Source organism: Amycolatopsis rifamycinica (assembly GCF_000695625.1).
GTDB lineage: Bacteria > Actinomycetota > Actinomycetes > Mycobacteriales > Pseudonocardiaceae > Amycolatopsis > Amycolatopsis rifamycinica.
Genome location: NZ_JMQI01000021.1, coordinates 39,433 through 55,734, shown reverse-complemented (window position 1 = coordinate 55,734; position 16,302 = coordinate 39,433). Strand labels below are relative to the sequence as shown.

At 73.8% G+C, this 16,302-nt stretch carries 17 protein-coding genes; 11 read left to right on the top strand and 6 right to left on the bottom strand.

The genetic code is table 11. From position 1 onward, the window contains the following. Window positions 1–5: 5 nt before the first annotated feature. Together DV20_RS09870 and DV20_RS09865 are read right to left on the bottom strand one after the other, a co-directional pair. Window positions 6–1,001, bottom strand: a complete 996-nt coding sequence (locus DV20_RS09870) for an inorganic phosphate transporter (RefSeq protein WP_043778621.1) — start codon at window positions 999–1,001, stop codon at window positions 6–8. Further along, entirely contained in the window at window positions 1,002–1,616 is a 615-nt protein-coding gene (locus tag DV20_RS09865) for a DUF47 domain-containing protein (RefSeq protein ID WP_043778620.1), read from the bottom strand. A 93-nt stretch (window positions 1,617–1,709) separates the two neighbouring features. On the opposite strand from DV20_RS09865, the gene DV20_RS09860 reads away from it, so the two are divergent. Together DV20_RS09860 and DV20_RS09855 are read left to right on the top strand one after the other, a co-directional pair. Next, the gene (locus DV20_RS09860; protein ID WP_051735874.1) at window positions 1,710–2,651 is read left to right on the top strand and encodes a glycosyltransferase; all 942 of its coding nucleotides are present in this window, start codon (window positions 1,710–1,712) and stop codon (window positions 2,649–2,651) included. 22 nt (window positions 2,652–2,673) lie between these two features. Then, window positions 2,674–3,882, top strand: coding sequence for a glycosyltransferase family 4 protein (locus tag DV20_RS09855; protein WP_043778619.1), 1,209 nt, complete (start codon window positions 2,674–2,676; stop codon window positions 3,880–3,882). Window positions 3,883–3,955: 73 nt separating this feature from the next. Here the strand turns inward: DV20_RS09855 and DV20_RS09850 are convergent, their stop codons facing one another. Genes DV20_RS09850 through DV20_RS09840 form a run of 3 tightly spaced genes read right to left on the bottom strand, consistent with a single transcriptional unit; the run spans window position 3,956 to window position 6,545 of the window. Then, window positions 3,956–4,846 (bottom strand): glycosyltransferase family 2 protein, encoded by an 891-nt coding sequence (locus DV20_RS09850; protein ID WP_043778618.1) that lies wholly within the window; start codon window positions 4,844–4,846, stop codon window positions 3,956–3,958. After that, window positions 4,825–5,691, bottom strand: coding sequence for a glycosyltransferase family 2 protein (locus DV20_RS09845; RefSeq protein ID WP_043778616.1), 867 nt, complete (start codon window positions 5,689–5,691; stop codon window positions 4,825–4,827). The genes DV20_RS09850 and DV20_RS09845 overlap by 22 nt, the downstream gene beginning before the upstream one ends. Next, window positions 5,688–6,545: a polysaccharide pyruvyl transferase family protein gene (locus tag DV20_RS09840; protein WP_043778613.1), complete on the bottom strand. Its 858-nt coding sequence runs from the start codon at window positions 6,543–6,545 to the stop codon at window positions 5,688–5,690. The genes DV20_RS09845 and DV20_RS09840 overlap by 4 nt, the downstream gene beginning before the upstream one ends. An 88-nt stretch (window positions 6,546–6,633) precedes the next feature. On the opposite strand from DV20_RS09840, the gene DV20_RS09835 reads away from it, so the two are divergent. The 9 genes from DV20_RS09835 (at window position 6,634) to DV20_RS09795 (ending at window position 15,130) form a co-directional block, all read left to right on the top strand. Further along, window positions 6,634–7,584 (top strand): UDP-glucuronic acid decarboxylase family protein, encoded by a 951-nt coding sequence (locus DV20_RS09835; RefSeq protein ID WP_043778611.1) that lies wholly within the window; start codon window positions 6,634–6,636, stop codon window positions 7,582–7,584. A gap of 112 nt (window positions 7,585–7,696) precedes the next feature. After that, window positions 7,697–9,370, top strand: a complete 1,674-nt coding sequence (locus DV20_RS09830) for a carbamoyltransferase family protein (protein WP_043778609.1) — start codon at window positions 7,697–7,699, stop codon at window positions 9,368–9,370. Further along, window positions 9,370–9,930 (top strand): D-sedoheptulose-7-phosphate isomerase, encoded by a 561-nt coding sequence (locus DV20_RS09825; RefSeq protein ID WP_084093399.1) that lies wholly within the window; start codon window positions 9,370–9,372, stop codon window positions 9,928–9,930. Before DV20_RS09830 ends, DV20_RS09825 begins: the two co-directional genes overlap by 1 nt. Next, entirely contained in the window at window positions 9,927–11,294 is a 1,368-nt protein-coding gene (locus tag DV20_RS09820) for a PfkB family carbohydrate kinase (RefSeq protein ID WP_043778605.1), read from the top strand. The genes DV20_RS09825 and DV20_RS09820 overlap by 4 nt, the downstream gene beginning before the upstream one ends. Before the next feature lie 24 nt (window positions 11,295–11,318). Continuing rightward, entirely contained in the window at window positions 11,319–12,005 is a 687-nt protein-coding gene (locus DV20_RS09815; protein WP_043778603.1) for an SDR family oxidoreductase, read from the top strand. Then, complete coding sequence (locus DV20_RS09810) at window positions 11,996–12,946, top strand: glycosyltransferase family 9 protein (protein WP_043778601.1); 951 nt, start codon at window positions 11,996–11,998, stop codon at window positions 12,944–12,946. The genes DV20_RS09815 and DV20_RS09810 overlap by 10 nt, the downstream gene beginning before the upstream one ends. Then, window positions 12,939–14,249 (top strand): UDP-glucose dehydrogenase family protein, encoded by a 1,311-nt coding sequence (locus DV20_RS09805; RefSeq protein WP_043778600.1) that lies wholly within the window; start codon window positions 12,939–12,941, stop codon window positions 14,247–14,249. The genes DV20_RS09810 and DV20_RS09805 overlap by 8 nt, the downstream gene beginning before the upstream one ends. After that, window positions 14,246–14,851, top strand: a complete 606-nt coding sequence (locus DV20_RS09800; protein ID WP_043778597.1) for a flavodoxin family protein — start codon at window positions 14,246–14,248, stop codon at window positions 14,849–14,851. The genes DV20_RS09805 and DV20_RS09800 overlap by 4 nt, the downstream gene beginning before the upstream one ends. A gap of 99 nt (window positions 14,852–14,950) precedes the next feature. Beyond that, window positions 14,951–15,130: a hypothetical protein gene (locus DV20_RS09795; RefSeq protein ID WP_043778595.1), complete on the top strand. Its 180-nt coding sequence runs from the start codon at window positions 14,951–14,953 to the stop codon at window positions 15,128–15,130. Window positions 15,131–15,174: 44 nt separating this feature from the next. Here the strand turns inward: DV20_RS09795 and DV20_RS09790 are convergent, their stop codons facing one another. Then, a complete protein-coding gene (locus tag DV20_RS09790) occupies window positions 15,175–16,287 on the bottom strand; it encodes an FUSC family protein (protein ID WP_043778922.1) in 1,113 nt (370 codons plus the stop codon). Window positions 16,288–16,302: the final 15 nt, after the last annotated feature.

The following is a 16,302-nucleotide window of genomic DNA, read 5'->3' as shown; positions in this document are numbered from 1 at the left end:
TCCGGTCAGGTGAGCAGATCGGCGACCAGGTACACGGCCGCGGCCACCGCCGCGGCGGCCGGGAAGGTGAGCACCCAGCCGAGCACGATGTCGCGCGCGATCCCCCACCGCACCGCCGACAGCCGCCGGGTCGCGCCGACGCCCATGATGGCCGCGGTGATCACGTGCGTCGTCGAGATCGGCGCCTTGACCGCGAACGCCGTCACGTACAACACCGACGACGCCACCGACTCGGCGACGAAGCCGTGCGGCGGGTCGAGCGGGAAGACGCGCCTGCCGAGGGTCCGCATGATCCGCAGGCCACCCGAATAGGTGCCCAGCGACAAGGCCCCGGCGCACGCCAGTGTCACCCAGAACGGGACGGCGAACGTCTGCTGCTGCCCGGCCGCCACCAGGGCCAGCACGATCACGCCCATGCCCTTCTGGGCGTCCTGCAGGCCGTGCCCGAGCGCCAGCGCCGACGCGGAGACGATCTGGAACCGGCGGAACACCCGGCCGCTGCGGTGCGGGTTCGCCCGCCGCAGCAGCCACAGCGCGCCGACCATCGCGAGGTAGCCCAGCAGCAGCCCGAGCAGCGGCGACGCCACCATCGGGATCAGCACCTTCTCGGCGATGCCCGCCCAGTGCACGGTGCTCGCCGCGGCCAGCGCCGCGCCGACCATCCCGCCGATCAGCGAGTGCGATGACGACGACGGGAGCCCGAAGTACCAGGTGATCAGGTTCCACGTGATGGCCCCGGCCAGCGCGGCGAACACCACGGTGAGCGCGTCCGGCCCGGCCGGGACGTCGATGATCCCCTTGGCCACCGTCGCGGCGATGCCGGTGGACAGCAGTGCGCCCGCCAGGTTCATCACCGCCGCCAGGACGAGGGCGGCGCGCAGCGTGAGCGCCCGGGTCGACACCGCGCTGGCGATGGCGTTGGCCGCGTCGTGGAACCCGTTGGTGTAGTCGAAAACGAGCGTCAGCACGATCACGGTGACCAGGGCGGCGGTCCCCGTCACTCAGGACTCCTTGACCGCGATGGTCTGCACCACGTCGGCGATGTGCTCGAAGGCGTCGGCGGCCAGCTCGAACTGCTCGACGACCTCCTTGGTCTTCAGCACCTCGAGCGCGTCGCCGCCCGGCTCGAACAGGTGGGCCAGTATCCGCCGGTAGACGCGGTCGGCCTCGTTCTCGAGCTCGTTGATCTCGATCCAGAACGGCTCGAGATCACCCACCTTGGCCAGGCCCGGCATCGACGAGGCCGTCAGCTCGGCGGCCCGGCAGAGCACCCGGACCAGGACGTCGATGCCCGGCGGGAACGTGCCGATGCGGTAGAGCACGGCCAGGTCCGCCGCGGTGTCCATGAAGTCCAGCACGTCGTCGATCTTGGCGGCGAGGGCCTGGATGTCCTCGCGGTCGAACGGCGTCACGAACGAGCTGTTGAGCTCCACCATGATCGTGTGCGTCAGCTCGTCGCCCTGGTGCTCGACCTCGTGCAGGCGTTTCGCGATCGGTTCCCGTTCGGCCGGGTCGGCGGCCACGAGCTCCCTGAGCAGGGCGGTCGCGGTGACGAGGTTCTTCGCCGCTTCGGCGAGGAGGTCGAAGAACCGCGTGCCCCGTGGGGTGAAGCGCATGGATGGAAGTCCCTTCGTCGCGCACGCCCGTCCGGGGCCGGGTACCCCGTCCGGCCGGACGTTTAACGTTCGATCTCCGGGAAATCAGGAGACATGACCGATCCCGGATCCCGGCGCCTGAGAGTACTGCTCTGGCACGTGCACGGCTCGTGGACCGACGCTTTCGTCCGCGGCCGTCACGACTACCTGCTGCCCGTGTCATCCGACGGGGCGCCCTGGGGACTCGGCAAGGCGGGCCGGAACTGGCCTTCGGTGACCGAAGTGCCGCTGGACCGGCTGGCCGACGCCGAGCCCGACGTCGTCGTCCTGCAACGCCCGGAAGAGCTGGAGTTCGCCGCCCGCCTGGGCGTTCCGGCCGTCTACGTGGAACACAACGCGCCCCGGCCGTACGCCGCGGCCAGCGAACACCCGCTCGCCGGCCGGTCCGACATCACCGTCGCGCACGTGACCCACTTCAACGCGGCGATGTGGGACTGCGGCCGCGCGCCGGTGACCGTGGTGCCGCACGGCATCCCCGATCCGGGACCGCGCTACACCGGCGAGCTCGCCGCCGGCGTGTCGATGATCAACGAGCCGGTGCGGCGGGAACGCGTCACCGGCGCCGACCTGCTCGGCACGCTCGCCGAAGGCGGTCCCGTCGACGTGTTCGGCATGGGGACCGAGGAGCTCGCCGAGCCGCTGCGCGGCCGGGGCGACGTCCCGGCGCCCGCGCTGCACGACGAGATCGCGCGCCGCCGCGTCTACCTGCACACCGCCCGGTGGACGTCGCTGGGACTGTCCCTTCTGGAGGCCATGCACCTGGCGATGCCGGTCGTCGTCTTCGCCGCCACCGAGGCGGTCGAGGCGGTGCCGGACGACGCCGGGGTGCTCTCCACGGACGTCTCCGTGCTGGCGCGCGGTTTCCGCGAGCTGCTGCACGAGCCGGACTTCGCCGCGCTGGCCGGCAAGAACGCCCGCGAACACGCCCTGAAGCACTACGGGCTGGACGCCTTCCTGACCGCTTGGGACCACCTCCTCGCCGAGACGGCCCGTTGACCCCGAAGGGAACGCCTCACCGATGAAGATCGCGATGGTGTCCGAGCACGCCAACCCCCTCGCCGCGCTGGGCGAAGCCGACGCCGGCGGCCAGAACGTGCACGTCGCGGAGCTGTCGGCCGCGATGGTGCGCGCCGGACACGAGGTCACCGTCTACACGCGACGGGAGAGCCCCGGCGAGCCGCCGGAGGTCCGGACGCCGCAGGGCTTCCGCGTCGTGCACGTGCCGGCCGGGCCGCCCCGCAAGGAGCCCAAGGACAACCTGCTGCCCTACATGGGCGAGTTCGGCAGCTTCCTGCGCGACCACTGGGCGCTCGAGCGCCCGGACGTGGCGCACGCGCACTTCTGGATGTCCGGCCTGGCGACCTCGCTGGCGGCGAGCGCGACCGGGACGCCGGTGGCGCAGACGTTCCACGCCCTCGGCGTGGTCAAGAAGCGCTACCAGGGCGACAAGGACACCAGCCCGGCCGACCGCGTCCGGCTGGAGCGGATGATCGGGCGGCAGGCCGGACGGGTGATCGCCACCTGCTCCGACGAGGTCTTCGAGCTGTCCCGCCTCGGCGTGCCGCGGTCGCGGATCTCGATCGTGCCCTGCGGCGTCGACCTGGGCCGGTTCTCCCCCGACGGGCCGGTGGCCCGGCGCCGGCTGCCGCACCGGCTGGTCGCCGTCGGCCGCCTGGTCCCGCGCAAGGGGTTCGACATCGCGATCACCGCCCTCGCCCAGCTGCCGGACACCGAGCTCGTCATCGCGGGTGGCCCCGAGCGCGGCCGGCTGTCCCAGGACCCCGAGGCGACGCGGCTGCGGGAGCTGGCCGGACGGCTCGGCGTCGGCGACCGCGTCCGCTGGCCCGGCCAGGTGTCGCGGGATGACATGCCGGCGCTGCTGCGTTCGGCCGACGCGGTCGTGTGCACGCCGTGGTACGAGCCGTTCGGGATCGTGCCCCTGGAGGCGATGGCCTGCGGCGTCCCGGTGGTCGCGGCCGCGGTGGGCGGCCTGACCGACACCGTCGTCGACGGCGTCACGGGGCTGCTGGTCCGCCCGCACCAGCCGAAGGAGCTCGCGTCCCGGGTCCGGCGGCTGATCGACGACCCGGCGCTCTGCCACGCCTACGGCACCGCGGGCCACGACCGCGCGGTCGCCCGCTACTCCTGGGACCGCGTCGCCGCGGACACGCTCCGGGCGTACCACAAGCTCGTCCCCCAGGCCGCGGCCACCGCCGAGGCCCGCTGAAGCGCCGCTTTCACGTGAAAGTGGCGGTCCCGAGGCGTCACTTTCACGTGAAAGTGACGCCTCGGACCCGTCTTCAGCCGACGTAGCGGCGGGCTTTCGAGGCTCGTTGGGGAGCTTCCAGCAGGCGGAGGCCGTGTTCGACGTGGGGCGGGACCACCCGGCGGTCCCGCAGGACCCCCGGCAGGCCGCGGAGCACGTCGAGCAGGGCGGCGGCGGTCGCCGCGTCGCGAGGGGCGGTGCGCAGCACGTCCCGGCCACGGCGGAAGACCGCCGGCCAGGGGCGGCGCAGCAGCAGCGTCCACAGCGTGTTGCGGATGCCGAGGCGACGGCGGTGGCGCGGGTCGCGCAGCTTCGACGGCGCGTGGTGGATCACGACGTCCTCGGCCCAGCACATCCACCAGCCGCGGGCGGCCAGGTCCAGTGCGAACAGCTCCTCCTCGCCGCCGAGCCACATCCGCGTCGAGAAGCCGCCGACCTCGCGGAACGCGCTGACGCGCACCGCCGTCAGGCCCGCCATGATGCCGAGCAGCGCCGGCCCCGGCAGCCAGTCCGGGCCGGGCACCGGCGACTCGCGCAGCTCCGGCGTGATCGGGTCCTCGGCCAGGCCGGGCTCGACCAGGCAACGCCCGGTCACCGACCCGAGGCCCGGGTACGCGTCGAGGATCTCCGCGGCCCGGGTGAGCGCGCCGGGCTGCCACGTCGTGTCGTCGTCGCAGAAGGCGACGTAGGGTGTCGTCACCTCCTCGACGGCCACGTTGCGGGCCACCGCGCCGAGGTTCTCCGCCAGCCGGAACAGGCGGACGCCGGGGAACTCCCGGGCGACCATGTCGGCCGTGCCGTCGGCGGAGCCGTTGTCGGCGACGAAGATCGGCGCGGCGTCCGGCAAGGACGTCATGTGCGCCAGCGTCTCGCGCAACTGCTCGCGGCGGTTGCAGGTGATGATCACGACCGAGATTCGCGCCATTCGGCGGTCCTTTCCAGAGTGCGGGCCTGGTGTTCGACGTGGGCGGGCAGGACGCGGCGGGAGCTCAGCGCGCGCGGCAGCCGCGGCACCGCGCCGAGGACGGCGCCCGGTGCCTTCACCAGCGTCCGCGCCACCTCGCGGCGGCACACCCGCGGTGGGCGGCGCAGCACGGCGATGAGCAGCCGGTTGCGCAGCTCGGCCCGGCGGCGCCACGACGAGGGCGGCCGCGACCGCGACGGGTGGTGGTGGGCGCGCAGGCGCCCGACGTAGCAGACCTCCCAGCCGCGCGCGGCCAGGTCGTAGGCGAGCAGCTGCTCCTCCGCGCCGAAGTGCAGCAGCGGGCTGAAGCCGCCGACCTGCAGGTACGCCGTGCGGCGCACGATCGCCGAGCAGGCCAGGAAGCCGAGCACCAGCGGCCCGGGCGCGCCGGCCGGGTGGCCCAGCGGGCTGCGCTCCATTTCGGGTGTCACCGGGTCGTCCCGGCATTCCGGGCCGACGAGGGTGCGCGCGGCGAGCAGGCCGGTCCTCGGGTGCTCGTCGAAGATCCGCTCCGCCTCGGTCAGTGCGTCCGGCGCCCACCACGAGTCGTCGTCGCTGAAGGCGATGTACGGGGTGTCGGCCGCGATGACGCCGAGCGTGCGGGCGGCGGCGCCGAGGTTCTGCGGCAGGCGGATCACCCGGACGTTCCCGTGCCGTCCGGCCACCTCGGCCGTGTCGTCCTCGGACGCGTTGTCCAGCACGATGACCGGCGGCCGCGGGTCCAATGAGGACAACCGGCTGAGGGTCCTGGCCAGCTCGGTGGCGCGGTTGCGGGTGGCGATGACGACGGTCGTGCGCGCGCTCACCGCGCCCCCACCAGCTCGTCCACGAGCGCGGCCAGCGACGGCGGGTGCGCGGGCGGCCGCACCGCGGCCGGCAGGCACCACTTCAGGCGGGCGTCGAGCAGCGCGGTGTCGTGGACGTCCTCGGCGGCCACCACCGGCCAGTCCAGGGCCTTCCCCTGCGCGGTCACCTTCCCGCCGCCGGCCACCGGGTCGACCGCGAGCACCGGCACTCCGGCCTTGAGCCCGAAGACCAGCCCGTGCAGCCGGGTCGTCACCACGGCGTCCATTTTGGACACCAGCGCGGCGAACTGGTCCGGGGTGGCGCACCGCTGCCAGTCCTCGTGCGCGAGCCGGGTGTCCAGCGGCACCCGGGCGCAGTCGACACCGGCGAGCCAGCCCGTCAGTGCCTCGTGGACGTCGCCGTGCCGGCCCGCGTGGCCGTACTCCGGCTGGTGCGGGGCCAGGATCACGCCCAGCACCGGCTTCGGCGACACCGCGGCGCCCAGCGCCAAGTCGAGTTCGGCGGTGACGCCGTCGTCGCGCGGGAGGACCCGGTGGAACCCCGTCACCGCCGGATCATCGGGATCGGGCACGGACACGCCGACCGCGATCCGGCGGCAGGCGGCGTAGCGCTCGTGCAGCGAACGCACCTGCGGCCCGTGGACCGGGCCGCAGGCGAAGACGACGTGCGTGTAGTCCTCGGGTGGCGCGTCGGGCAGGTGCAGCGTGCCGGGGCGGAAGCCGGGGCTCCACGCGACCCGGTGATCGATCCCCGCCTCCGCCAGCGCGGACGCCGCCGCGCGCAGGCTCAGGACGTCACCCGCCGTGGCTTCTCCGTGCAGAAAACTGGCCCAACCGGTGAGCAGAACTCGCATGGTCTTGACGCTTACCCGCTCACCACCCGCTTACACGGTTTTGCGCCCACCTCGGCCGGGTAGCCGCCACGGCATGGAGAATCCGGCAGTGACCAGGCGGTACGAACGTGCGGTGGTGACCGGGGGTGCCGGCTTCGTCGGCGCGCACCTGTGCGAGCTGCTGCTCGAAGAGGACATCGAGGTGGTCGCCGTGGACAACCTCGCGACGTCCTCGGCGGACAGTCTCGACCACCTGCGCCGCCACGAACGGTTCCGGTTCGTGCGCCACGACGTCACCCAGCCGATGCCGCCGAGCTGCGAGGCCGACGTCGTGTTCCACCTGGCTTCCGCCGCGTCGCCCCGTGACTACCTGGCCCTGCCGATCGAGACGCTGCGCGCGGGCTCGCACGGCACCGAGAACGCGCTCGAACTGGCCCGCCGCACGGGCGCCCGGTTCGTGCTCGCCTCGACCAGCGAGGTCTACGGCGATCCGCTGGAACACCCGCAGCGCGAAACGTATTGGGGCAACGTCAACCCGATCGGCCCGCGCAGCGTCTACGACGAAGCCAAGCGGTACGGCGAAGCGCTGACGTCGGCCTACCGCCGCGAATTCGGCGTGGACACGGCGATCGCGCGGATCTTCAACACCTACGGCCCCGGCATGCGCGCCCACGACGGCCGGATGATCCCCGCCTTCCTCGACCAGGCGCTCAAGAACGAGCCGATCACCGTCACCGGCAGCGGGGAGCAGACCCGGTCGATCTGCTACGTCGAGGACACCGTCCGCGGCCTGCTCGCCCTCGCGCGGTCGGGCCACCCGGGACCGGTCAACATCGGCAACCCGCACGAGCTGACCGTCCGCCAGGTGGCGGAGCGGATCAAGGACATCACCGGCTCGGGCTCACCCATCGTGGCCGTCGACGCCGTCGTCGACGACCCGCAGCGGCGCTGTCCCGACATCACCCTCGCCCGCGACGTCCTGGGGTGGGAACCGAAGGTCGACGCCGACGACGGTCTCCGTCGCACTGCGGCGTGGTTCCGCCGGGCGCCGTCACGCTGAGTAGCGACGCCCAGGGCTTTTGCCCGTCATCGTTTATCAACGACTTCACCGGGTAGCGCTATAGGTGAGAGCGGGCCCCACGAGTCCGCGCCGAAACGCCAGAGGCAGGTCGATGCGCATACTCGGGATCAATGCCGTCTTCCACGACCCGGCCGCAGCGCTGGTGGTGGACGGGGAGATCATCGCCGCGGCGGAGGAAGAACGCTTCAGCCGCCGCAAGCACGGCAAGCAGGCGGTGCCGTTCTCCACGTGGGAACAGCCCGCCCAGGCCGCCGCCTGGTGCCTGGCCCAGGCGGGACTGTCCGCGAAGGACCTCGACGCCGTCGGATACTCCTACGACCCCGCGCTGGTCGAGCCGGGCCTGTCCGGCCACGACCCGAGCGGCGAGGAGCTGCGGACGGAGTTCGCGAAGCGGGCACCCCTGTTCCTGAAATCCGCGTTGCCCGGACTCGACCCGGGCATCGTCAAGTTCGTCCGGCACCACGTCGCGCACGCCGCGTCGGCCGCGCTCGCCGCGCCGTTCGGCGACTGCGCCGTGCTCGTCGCGGACGGCCGCGGCGAAAGCACGTCCTATCTGGCCGGTGAGTACCGGGACGGGCGGTTCAAGGAACTGGCCGCCCAGAAGCTGCCGCACTCGCTCGGCCTGCTCTACGAGGACCTCACCGAGCACCTCGGCTTCGCGCGGTCCAGCGACGAGTACAAGGTCATGGCGCTCGCCTCCTACGGCAAGCCGGAATTCCTCGACGAACTCTGCGAGCACGTCCACGTCACCGGCGACGGCGGTTTCCGCGCCTCCGGCGTCGACCTCGCTTCGCTGGCCCCGCGCCGCGAAGCCGGCCAGGAGCTGAGCCCGCGGCACGCCGATCTCGCCGCGAGCGTCCAGAAGGTCCTCGAAGACATCCTCCTCGAGCTGACCGACTGGCTGCACGAACGCACCGGTCAGCGGAACCTGGCGCTGGCGGGCGGGATCGCGCTCAACTGCGTCGCCAACACCCGCCTGCACGCCGAGGGCCCGTTCGACCGGATCTGGGTGCAGCCCGCCGCGGGGGACGCGGGCACCGCGCTCGGCGCGGCGCTGCAGCTGGCCGCCGAGGCCGGGGAACGCGGCACACCCATGGGCGACGCCGGGTTGGGCCGCGGGTGGACCGACGAGGAACTCGAGGAAATCCTCATCAAGGCGAAGCTGCCTTACGAGCGGCCCGACGACCTCGCCGAGACCGTCGCCGAAGCGCTGGCCAACGACGAAGTGATCGCCTGGTTCCAGGGCCGCGCCGAGTTCGGCCCGCGGGCGCTGGGGCACCGGTCGCTGCTGGCCCACCCGGGCCGCAAGGCGAACCTCGAGCGGCTCAACGACGTCAAGGGCCGCGAGCAGTTCCGGCCGGTGGCGCCGATGGTGCGGGCCGAGCGGGCGGCCGACATCTTCACCCGCGGTCCGCTGCCCAGCCCGTACATGCTGTTCGTGCACGACGTCGCCGAAGACTGGCGCGACCGCATCCCGGCCGTCACCCACGTCGACGGCACGGCCCGCGTGCAGACCGTCGAAGAGCGCGAAAACCCGGTGCTGGCCCGGATGCTGGCCGCTTTCGAGCGCCGGACCGGCCTGCCGGTCGTGATCAACACCAGTCTCAACACCGCGGGCCGCCCGATGGTCGACTCGCCGCGGGACGCGCTGGAGTGCTTCGGCTCGGCCCCGATCGACCTGCTCGCGCTGGGGCCGTTCGTGCTCCGGCGTCCCCGCCCCACTCGAACCGGCGCGGCGTCGCCGGAGAAGAAGGAGGTGCCGTGATGGAAGACCATCTCGCCGCGCTGGCCGAAGCCGCCAGCCGGACTCGCGAATCCGCCCCCAAGATAGTCGCGTGGGGACGGCACCTCGCCGGCGTGTTCGAGGCCGGTGGCCGGCTGCTCGCGTGCGGCAACGGCGGCAGCGCCGCCGAAGCCCAGCACCTGACCGGCGAGCTCGTCGGCCGGTTCCGCCACGAACGGCAGCCGCTCTCGGCCATCGCGCTGCACGCGGACACGTCCGCGACCACGGCCATCGTCAACGACTACGGCGACCACGAGGTCTTCGCCCGGCAGGTGCGCGCGCACGGGCGGCCGGGTGACGTGCTGGTCTGCCTGTCCACCAGCGGCACCAGCCCGAACGTCGTCGCCGCGGCCAAGGCCGCGCACGAGCTCGGAGTGACGACGTGGGCGCTGACCGGGCCCGCCCCGAACCCCCTCGCCGCCCTGTGCGACGACGCCGTGACGGTCGAGGCGCCGACCGTCGCGACCGTGCAGGAAATGCATCTCGCGCTCGTCCACGGCCTCTGCGCGGCGCTCGACGACGCGCTCGGAGTGACCGCGTGAAGCCGCTGGTCGTCCTCGGCGACACGCTGCTGGACGTCGACGCCGAAGGCACCGCCGAGCGGCTGTGCCCGGAGGCGCCGGTGCCGGTGGTCGACCTGACGGCCCGGCGCCGCCGCCCCGGTGGCGCCGGTCTGGCCGCGCTGCTGGCCGCGCGGTCCGCGGCGGAGGTCGTCCTGGTCACGCCGCTCGGCGACGACGAAGGCGGCCACGCGCTGGCCGGGCTGCTGGAACCGGACGTCACGGTGGTGCCGCTGCCGCTGCGCGGGACGACGGTCTGCAAGACCCGCGTCCGCGCGGGCGGGCAGTCGTTGCTGCGCCTGGATTCCGGCGACGGCACGGCGACCACCGACCCGCTGCCCGCCCGGGTGCACGAGCTCCTGGAGGACGCGGGCGCGATCCTCGTGGCCGACTACGGCCGCGGCCTGACCCGCAACGCCGACGTGCGGCGGCTCCTGCGGGAGCTGGCCGAGCGGATCCCGGTGGTCTGGGACCCGCACCCGCGCGGCGCGCAGCCGGTGCCCGGCACACGGCTGGCCACGCCGAACCTCGCCGAGGCGCGGGCGGTGCTCGCCGGGCACGAGGAGCCGGCCGAGCTCGCCAAGCTGCTGCGCGGCCACTGGCACGCCGACGCGGTCGCGGTGACCGTCGGGTCAAGGGGCGCGGTCCTGTCCGACGGCCTCGGCGAAACGACCGTCCCGATCCCCGCCGCGGCCCGGACCCCTGGCCACACCGCGCCCGACACCTGCGGCGCGGGCGACCGGTTCGCCGCCGCGGCCACCGCGGCGCTGCTCGGCGGGGCGGACACGACCGAGGCCGTGGTGACGGCGGTCGAGGCGGCCGCCCGGTTCGTCGCCGCCGGCGGCGCGACCGCGCTGTCCACGAACGACGGCCCGGTCCCCGACCCCCAGCCCGCCACCGACGCTTTCGGCCTCGCCCGGCGGGTCCGCGAAACCGGTGGCCGCCTGATCGCCACCGGCGGCTGCTTCGACCTGCTGCACCCCGGGCACGTGAGCCTGCTGCGACAGGCCCGCGCCCTCGGTGACGCGCTCGTCGTCTGCCTCAATTCCGACGCGTCGGTGCGGGGCCTCAAGGGGCCCGGCCGCCCGCTGGTCCGTGACCGCGACCGCGCCCGGCTGCTCACCGCTTTGTCCTTTGTGGACGCCGTCGCCGTCTTCGACGAGCCCTCGCCGGTCGCCGTCCTCGAGAAGCTGCGCCCGGACGTGTGGGTGAAGGGCGGCGACTACGCGGCGGCGGACCTGCCCGAACGCGAAGTGGTCGAACGGCACGGCGGCGAGGTCGTGCTCGTCCCGACCGTGCCCGGCTACTCGACCTCCCGGCTGGTCGCCGCGGCGGCCAGTGCCTGATCCCCTCGCCCGCGAAGGAGAGCGATGCGACCCCTCGGCAACGTCCTGATCACCGGTGGCGCGTCCGGCCTCGGCGCCGCCACCGTCGACGCCGTCCGCAAGGCCGGCGGCACCCCCTACGTCCTCGACCGCGTCCGCCCCGACGACCCGGCCGAGTACGTCGAAGCCGACCTGACCGACACCGCCGCCACCGAGGCGGCCGTGCGTGAGCTGGCCGAACGCGCGGGCGGCCTGGACGGCGTCTTCACCGCCGCCGGCACCGACGCGTGCGGGCCGCTCGGCGAAGTGTCCACCGAGGACTGGGAGCGGGTGGTGAAGGTGAACCTGTTCGGCACGGCCGCGGTCATCCGCGCCGCGCTCCCCTACCTGGAACGCTCGCACGGCACGGTCGTCACCGTCGCGTCCACCCTGGGCATCAAGGCGGTGAGCGACGCGACCGCCTACTGCGCCTCGAAGTTCGGCGTCGTCGGCTTCACCCGGGCGCTCGCCGCCGAGCTGGCCGGCCGCGTCGGCGTCACGCTGCTCGTCCCCGGCGGGATGTGGACGCACTTCTTCGACGACCGCACCGACCAGTACAAGCCGCCGCCGGACGCGAAGCTCAACCAGCCGGAGCACGTCGCGAGCACGGTCGTGTTCGCGCTCCAGCAGCCGCCGGGCGCCGAGGTCCGGGAGATGGTCGTGTGCGCGTCGGAGGAGGGGTCGTGGCCGTGAGCTCCGCGGTCCTCGTGCTGCGCGCGCTCGGCGTCGGTGACCTGCTGACGGCGGTGCCCGCGCTGCGCGCCCTGCGCGCGGCGTACCCGGGCGAACGGCTGGTGCTGGCCGCGCCGGAGAGCCTGCGGGACCTGGTGGAGCTGATCGACGCGGTCGACGAGCTGCTGCCGACGCCGGGGCTCGGCGAGCTCGCCTGGCCGGGCCCGCCGCCGCGGCTCGCGGTCAACCTGCACGGCAGCGGCCCGGAGAGCCTCCACGACCTGCTCGAGACCGACCCCGCCGAGCTGCTGACCCACCGCCACCCCGACTTCCCCGACGTACCCGGGCTGGAGTGGCGCGACGACGTGCACGAGGTGGACCGCTGGTGCCGGCTCGTCGAGTACCACCACCTGGAGGCCGACCGCTCGGCGCTGCACCTGCCCGTGCCGCCGGGCCCCAGCCCGGCCCCGGACGCCGTCGTGGTGCACCCCGGCGCGGCGTTCCCGGCCCGGCGCTGGCCGCCCGAGCGGTTCGCGACCGTCGTGCGGGACCTCGCCGCCGACGGTCACCGCGTCGTGCTCACCGGCAGCGCCGCCGAACGCGATCTGGCGCTTTCCATCGCCGAAGCGGCCGGGCTCGGCGACGACGCCGTGCTGGCCGGGCGCACCGGCCTGGCGGAGCTGGCCGCGCTGGTGGCCGGGGCGGCGCTCGTCGTCTGCGGCGACACCGGCGTCGGGCACCTCGCGACCGCGTTCGGCACGCCGTCGGTGCTGCTGTTCGGCCCGACCCCGCCGCGGCTGTGGGGCCCGCCGCCGTCGGCGCGGCAGCACGTCGTGCTCTGGGCCGGGAACGTCGGCGACCCGCACGGCGAAGAGCCCGACGGTGGACTGTTGCTGCTGGGCGAGGAACGCGTGCTGGCCGCGGCGCGCTCGGCCCTGGAAATGCGGGTGGCCCATGGCTGAGCACATCGGGATCGTCGGTGCGGGCTACGTCGGGTTGACGAGCGCCGCGTGCTTCGCCCGACTCGGGCACCGGGTCACCTGCGTGGACGCCGACGAGTCCAAAGTGGACGAGCTGGGCCGCGGCGAGGTGGCCATCGCCGAACCCGGCCTCGCCGAGCTGGTCGGCCAGGGCCTCGCCGATCGGACGCTGAGCTTCACCACCGCCCAGGCCGAGCTCTACGGGGCGGACCTGGTCTTCCTGTGCCTGCCCACGCCGCCCGCCGAGGACGGCCGCCCCGACCTCGGCGTGCTCGAGCAGGTCGTGCCGCAGCTCGGCCGGCTGCTGCGGCCCGGCTGCGTGGTGGTCACCAAGTCCACCGTGCCGGTCGGCACCGCGGCGCGGCTGCCCCACCTGCTGGGCCGCGACGACCTGCCGGTCGTCGCCAACCCGGAGTTCCTCCGCGAAGGGCACGCCGTCGAAGACTTCCTGCACCCGGACCGGGTGGTGGTCGGCACCGACCCGGCGGATTCGCCTGCCGCACGGCGGGTCGCACGGCTGTACGAGCCGACCGGCGCCCCGGTGGTGGCGACCGACTCGGCCAGCGCCGAACTCGCGAAGTACGCGAGCAACGCGTTCCTCGCCGTGAAGCTGTCCTACGTGAACGTCCTGGCCGAACTGTGCGAGCGGTTCGGCGCGGACGTCCGCGAGGTTTCGCGCACCATGGGCCTGGACGCGCGGATCGGTCCCGAATTCCTCGCCCCCGGTCCCGGCTGGGGTGGTTCGTGCCTGCCGAAGGACACCTCGGCCCTGCTGCACGCGGCCGAGGCGGCGGGCGTCGACTTCGCCATCCTCCGGGACGCGGTCCGCGTCAACGCCCGGCAGCGCGCCCGGGTCGTGCGGGCCGTGCGGCAGGCGGTGACCGGTTCGCCGGCCGGATCCCTCGCGGGAGCCCGCATCGGCCTGCTGGGCCTGGCCTTCAAGGCGGGCACCGGCGACCTGCGCGACTCCCCGGCACTGGCCGTGGCGGCCGAGCTCGCCCGCGCGGGTGCCGAACTCACCGCGCACGACCCGGCCGTCGGGTGCGTGCCCGGGATGAGCGCGGTCCAGGTCGTCGACGACCCGTACCTGGTGGCCAAGGACGCCGCGGCGCTCGTCGTGCTCACCGAGTGGCCCGAGTTCCGGGACCTCGACTGGGCCCGGCTGGCCGCGTCCGCCGACCGGGCGATCGTCGTCGACACCCGCAACCTGCTCGATCCCGACGCCCTGGCCGACGCCGGGTTCGCCCACGTCGGTGTCGGCACCCGTTCCAGGAGGCAGCCATGACCCTGCGCGTCCTCGCGCTGACCTGCACGCTCAAGCCGTCTCCGGCGAAGTCGAGCAGCGACCTCATCGCGCGGCAGCTGCTCGACCTGTTCGCCGAACGCGGCGCCACCGGCGAGCTGGTCCGCGTGGTCGACCACGACGTCCGCCCGGGCGTCGAGGCCGACATGGGCGACGGCGACGCGTGGCCCGGCATCCGGCGGAAGATCGCCGACGCCGACATCCTGCTGATCGCCACCCCGACGTGGGTCGGGCACATGTCGAGCGTCGCGCAGCGGGTCCTGGAACGCCTGGACGCCGAGCTGTCCGAAACGGACGACGAAGGCCGCCCGGCGATGTTCGGCAAGGTGGCGGTGGCGGCGGTCGTCGGCAACGAGGACGGCGCCCACAAGATCATCGCGGACCTGTTCCAGGCGCTGAACGACGTCGGCTTCACCGTGCCGGCCCAGGGCGCGACGTACTGGAACGGCGAGGCCATGCAGGGCGGCGACTACCAGGACCTCGACGAGACACCCGAGGCTGTGGCCTCGACGAACGCGACCTTGGTCCGCAACGCCGTCCACCTGGCGACCGTGCTCGGCGAGCACCGGTACCCCGCCCAGTGATTACGCCGTTCGAGTGACGTCACTGCGCCGGACGAGTGTGGCGCAGAACACGGGGGTAACCCACCGGGACCTTCCAACCGCGCGTCAGGGGGCTCCACCGTGCCGAACCGAGTCATGATCAGCCGCGACAGCAAGCCGATCCCCTGCGAGGAATGCGGCCTGCCGACGTTGCACGTCGCCCGGCTCGTGTCCGGTGACGGCACGCTGCTGGGCCAGACGATGGTGTGCACCGCCTGCCGCCGCCACCGGTCGGAAGCCGATTCGATCGCCGTTTCGTAGGTTCCGGTGGGTGAACGGCCGCCTTCCTCCGGGGAGGCGGCCTTTCACCGCTTTTCCAGCTGTTCCACCAGCAGCCGCGCGGGCAGCGTCATCGTGCCGAGGCCCAGCCGGGCGGGGACGCCGTCCTCCTCGGCGGTCACCAGCCGCTCCTCGAGCTTCCGGAGCAGGGCCCGGCATTCGTCCAGTTCGACCGGCTCGCCCACCATCGCCACGGCCTGCACCGCCCCGGCCAGGTGGTGCATCAGATCGGCCAGCGATTCCCGCGCGTCCGGCCAGGGGTACTCGAACGGGTGCTCGCGGCGGCCCGCCGTCGTGCGCACGGCGGCGAGCAGCTGCGACACCGCGGGCCACAGCCCGATCAACGTCCGGAGGGGACGTTCATGGTGCGCCCCGGCGGCCGGGCGCCCGCGGCGGAGGTTCAGCATCCGCCCTTCCCGCGTCAGGCCGACGGCTTCTTCGGCGGCCAGCACCTGGCTGCGCGTGTCCCGCGCCTGCGACAGCAGGCCGTCGAGGTCCTCCGGCGGCTCGTCCCGCCGGATCAGGTCGGAGAGGGACTCGAGGAGTTCGGCCAGCGCCTTCCCCAGCCGCCCGGCCGCCGCGGCCAGCCGTTCCCCGTAGAGCGGCGGGAAGATCAGCGTGTTGACGGCGACGCCGATGGCCGCGCCCAGCGCGGTTTCCAGGAGCCGGTCGCCGAGCAGGACGGGCTCACGGGCGGTGCCGTAGGAGATGACGAGCATGCCGGTGACGCCGACCCACACCCCGGCGTCCCCGAACCGCCGCCAGCTCCCGGCGAGCAGCCCGAGGAAGACGACCACGGCCAGCGCCACGGCCTGCCACGGGATGAGCTGCCCCGCGACGGCGGCGAGGAGGACCCCGGAGGCCACCGAGCCGACCTGCTGGAGCCAGCCTCGCAGCGACCGGTAGACGGTGGCTTCGACGAGGAAGACGGCGGCGTAGGGAGCGAGGAAGGGCTGCGGCAGCCGCAGCACGAGGGTGGCGAGCAGCCAGGCGACGGTGGCGGCGAACGTGGCTTTGGCGCTCTGGACGAGAGCACGTCGTTCCCGCCCGGGGACGCGCACGGCGCGGGCGAACCACCCGATCGGGGTGCGGTCTTGCCGTTCGTCGTCGTCCGGCGAGGAGCCGGCGCGCTCGAGCATGCGCGCGAACCGGCC

Coding starts and splice junctions, on each gene's coding strand:
- DV20_RS09865 (WP_043778620.1), bottom strand. CDS start 1,616: ATGCGCTTCACCCCACGGGGCACGCGGTTCTTCGACCTCCTCGCCGAA.
- DV20_RS09860 (WP_051735874.1), top strand. CDS start 1,710: ATGACCGATCCCGGATCCCGGCGCCTGAGAGTACTGCTCTGGCACGTG.
- DV20_RS09855 (WP_043778619.1), top strand. CDS start 2,674: ATGAAGATCGCGATGGTGTCCGAGCACGCCAACCCCCTCGCCGCGCTG.
- DV20_RS09850 (WP_043778618.1), bottom strand. CDS start 4,846: ATGGCGCGAATCTCGGTCGTGATCATCACCTGCAACCGCCGCGAGCAG.
- DV20_RS09840 (WP_043778613.1), bottom strand. CDS start 6,545: ATGCGAGTTCTGCTCACCGGTTGGGCCAGTTTTCTGCACGGAGAAGCC.
- DV20_RS09830 (WP_043778609.1), top strand. CDS start 7,697: ATGCGCATACTCGGGATCAATGCCGTCTTCCACGACCCGGCCGCAGCG.
- DV20_RS09825 (WP_084093399.1), top strand. CDS start 9,370: ATGGAAGACCATCTCGCCGCGCTGGCCGAAGCCGCCAGCCGGACTCGC.
- DV20_RS09815 (WP_043778603.1), top strand. CDS start 11,319: ATGCGACCCCTCGGCAACGTCCTGATCACCGGTGGCGCGTCCGGCCTC.
- DV20_RS09805 (WP_043778600.1), top strand. CDS start 12,939: ATGGCTGAGCACATCGGGATCGTCGGTGCGGGCTACGTCGGGTTGACG.
- DV20_RS09800 (WP_043778597.1), top strand. CDS start 14,246: ATGACCCTGCGCGTCCTCGCGCTGACCTGCACGCTCAAGCCGTCTCCG.
- DV20_RS09790 (WP_043778922.1), bottom strand. CDS start 16,287: ATGCTCGAGCGCGCCGGCTCCTCGCCGGACGACGACGAACGGCAAGAC.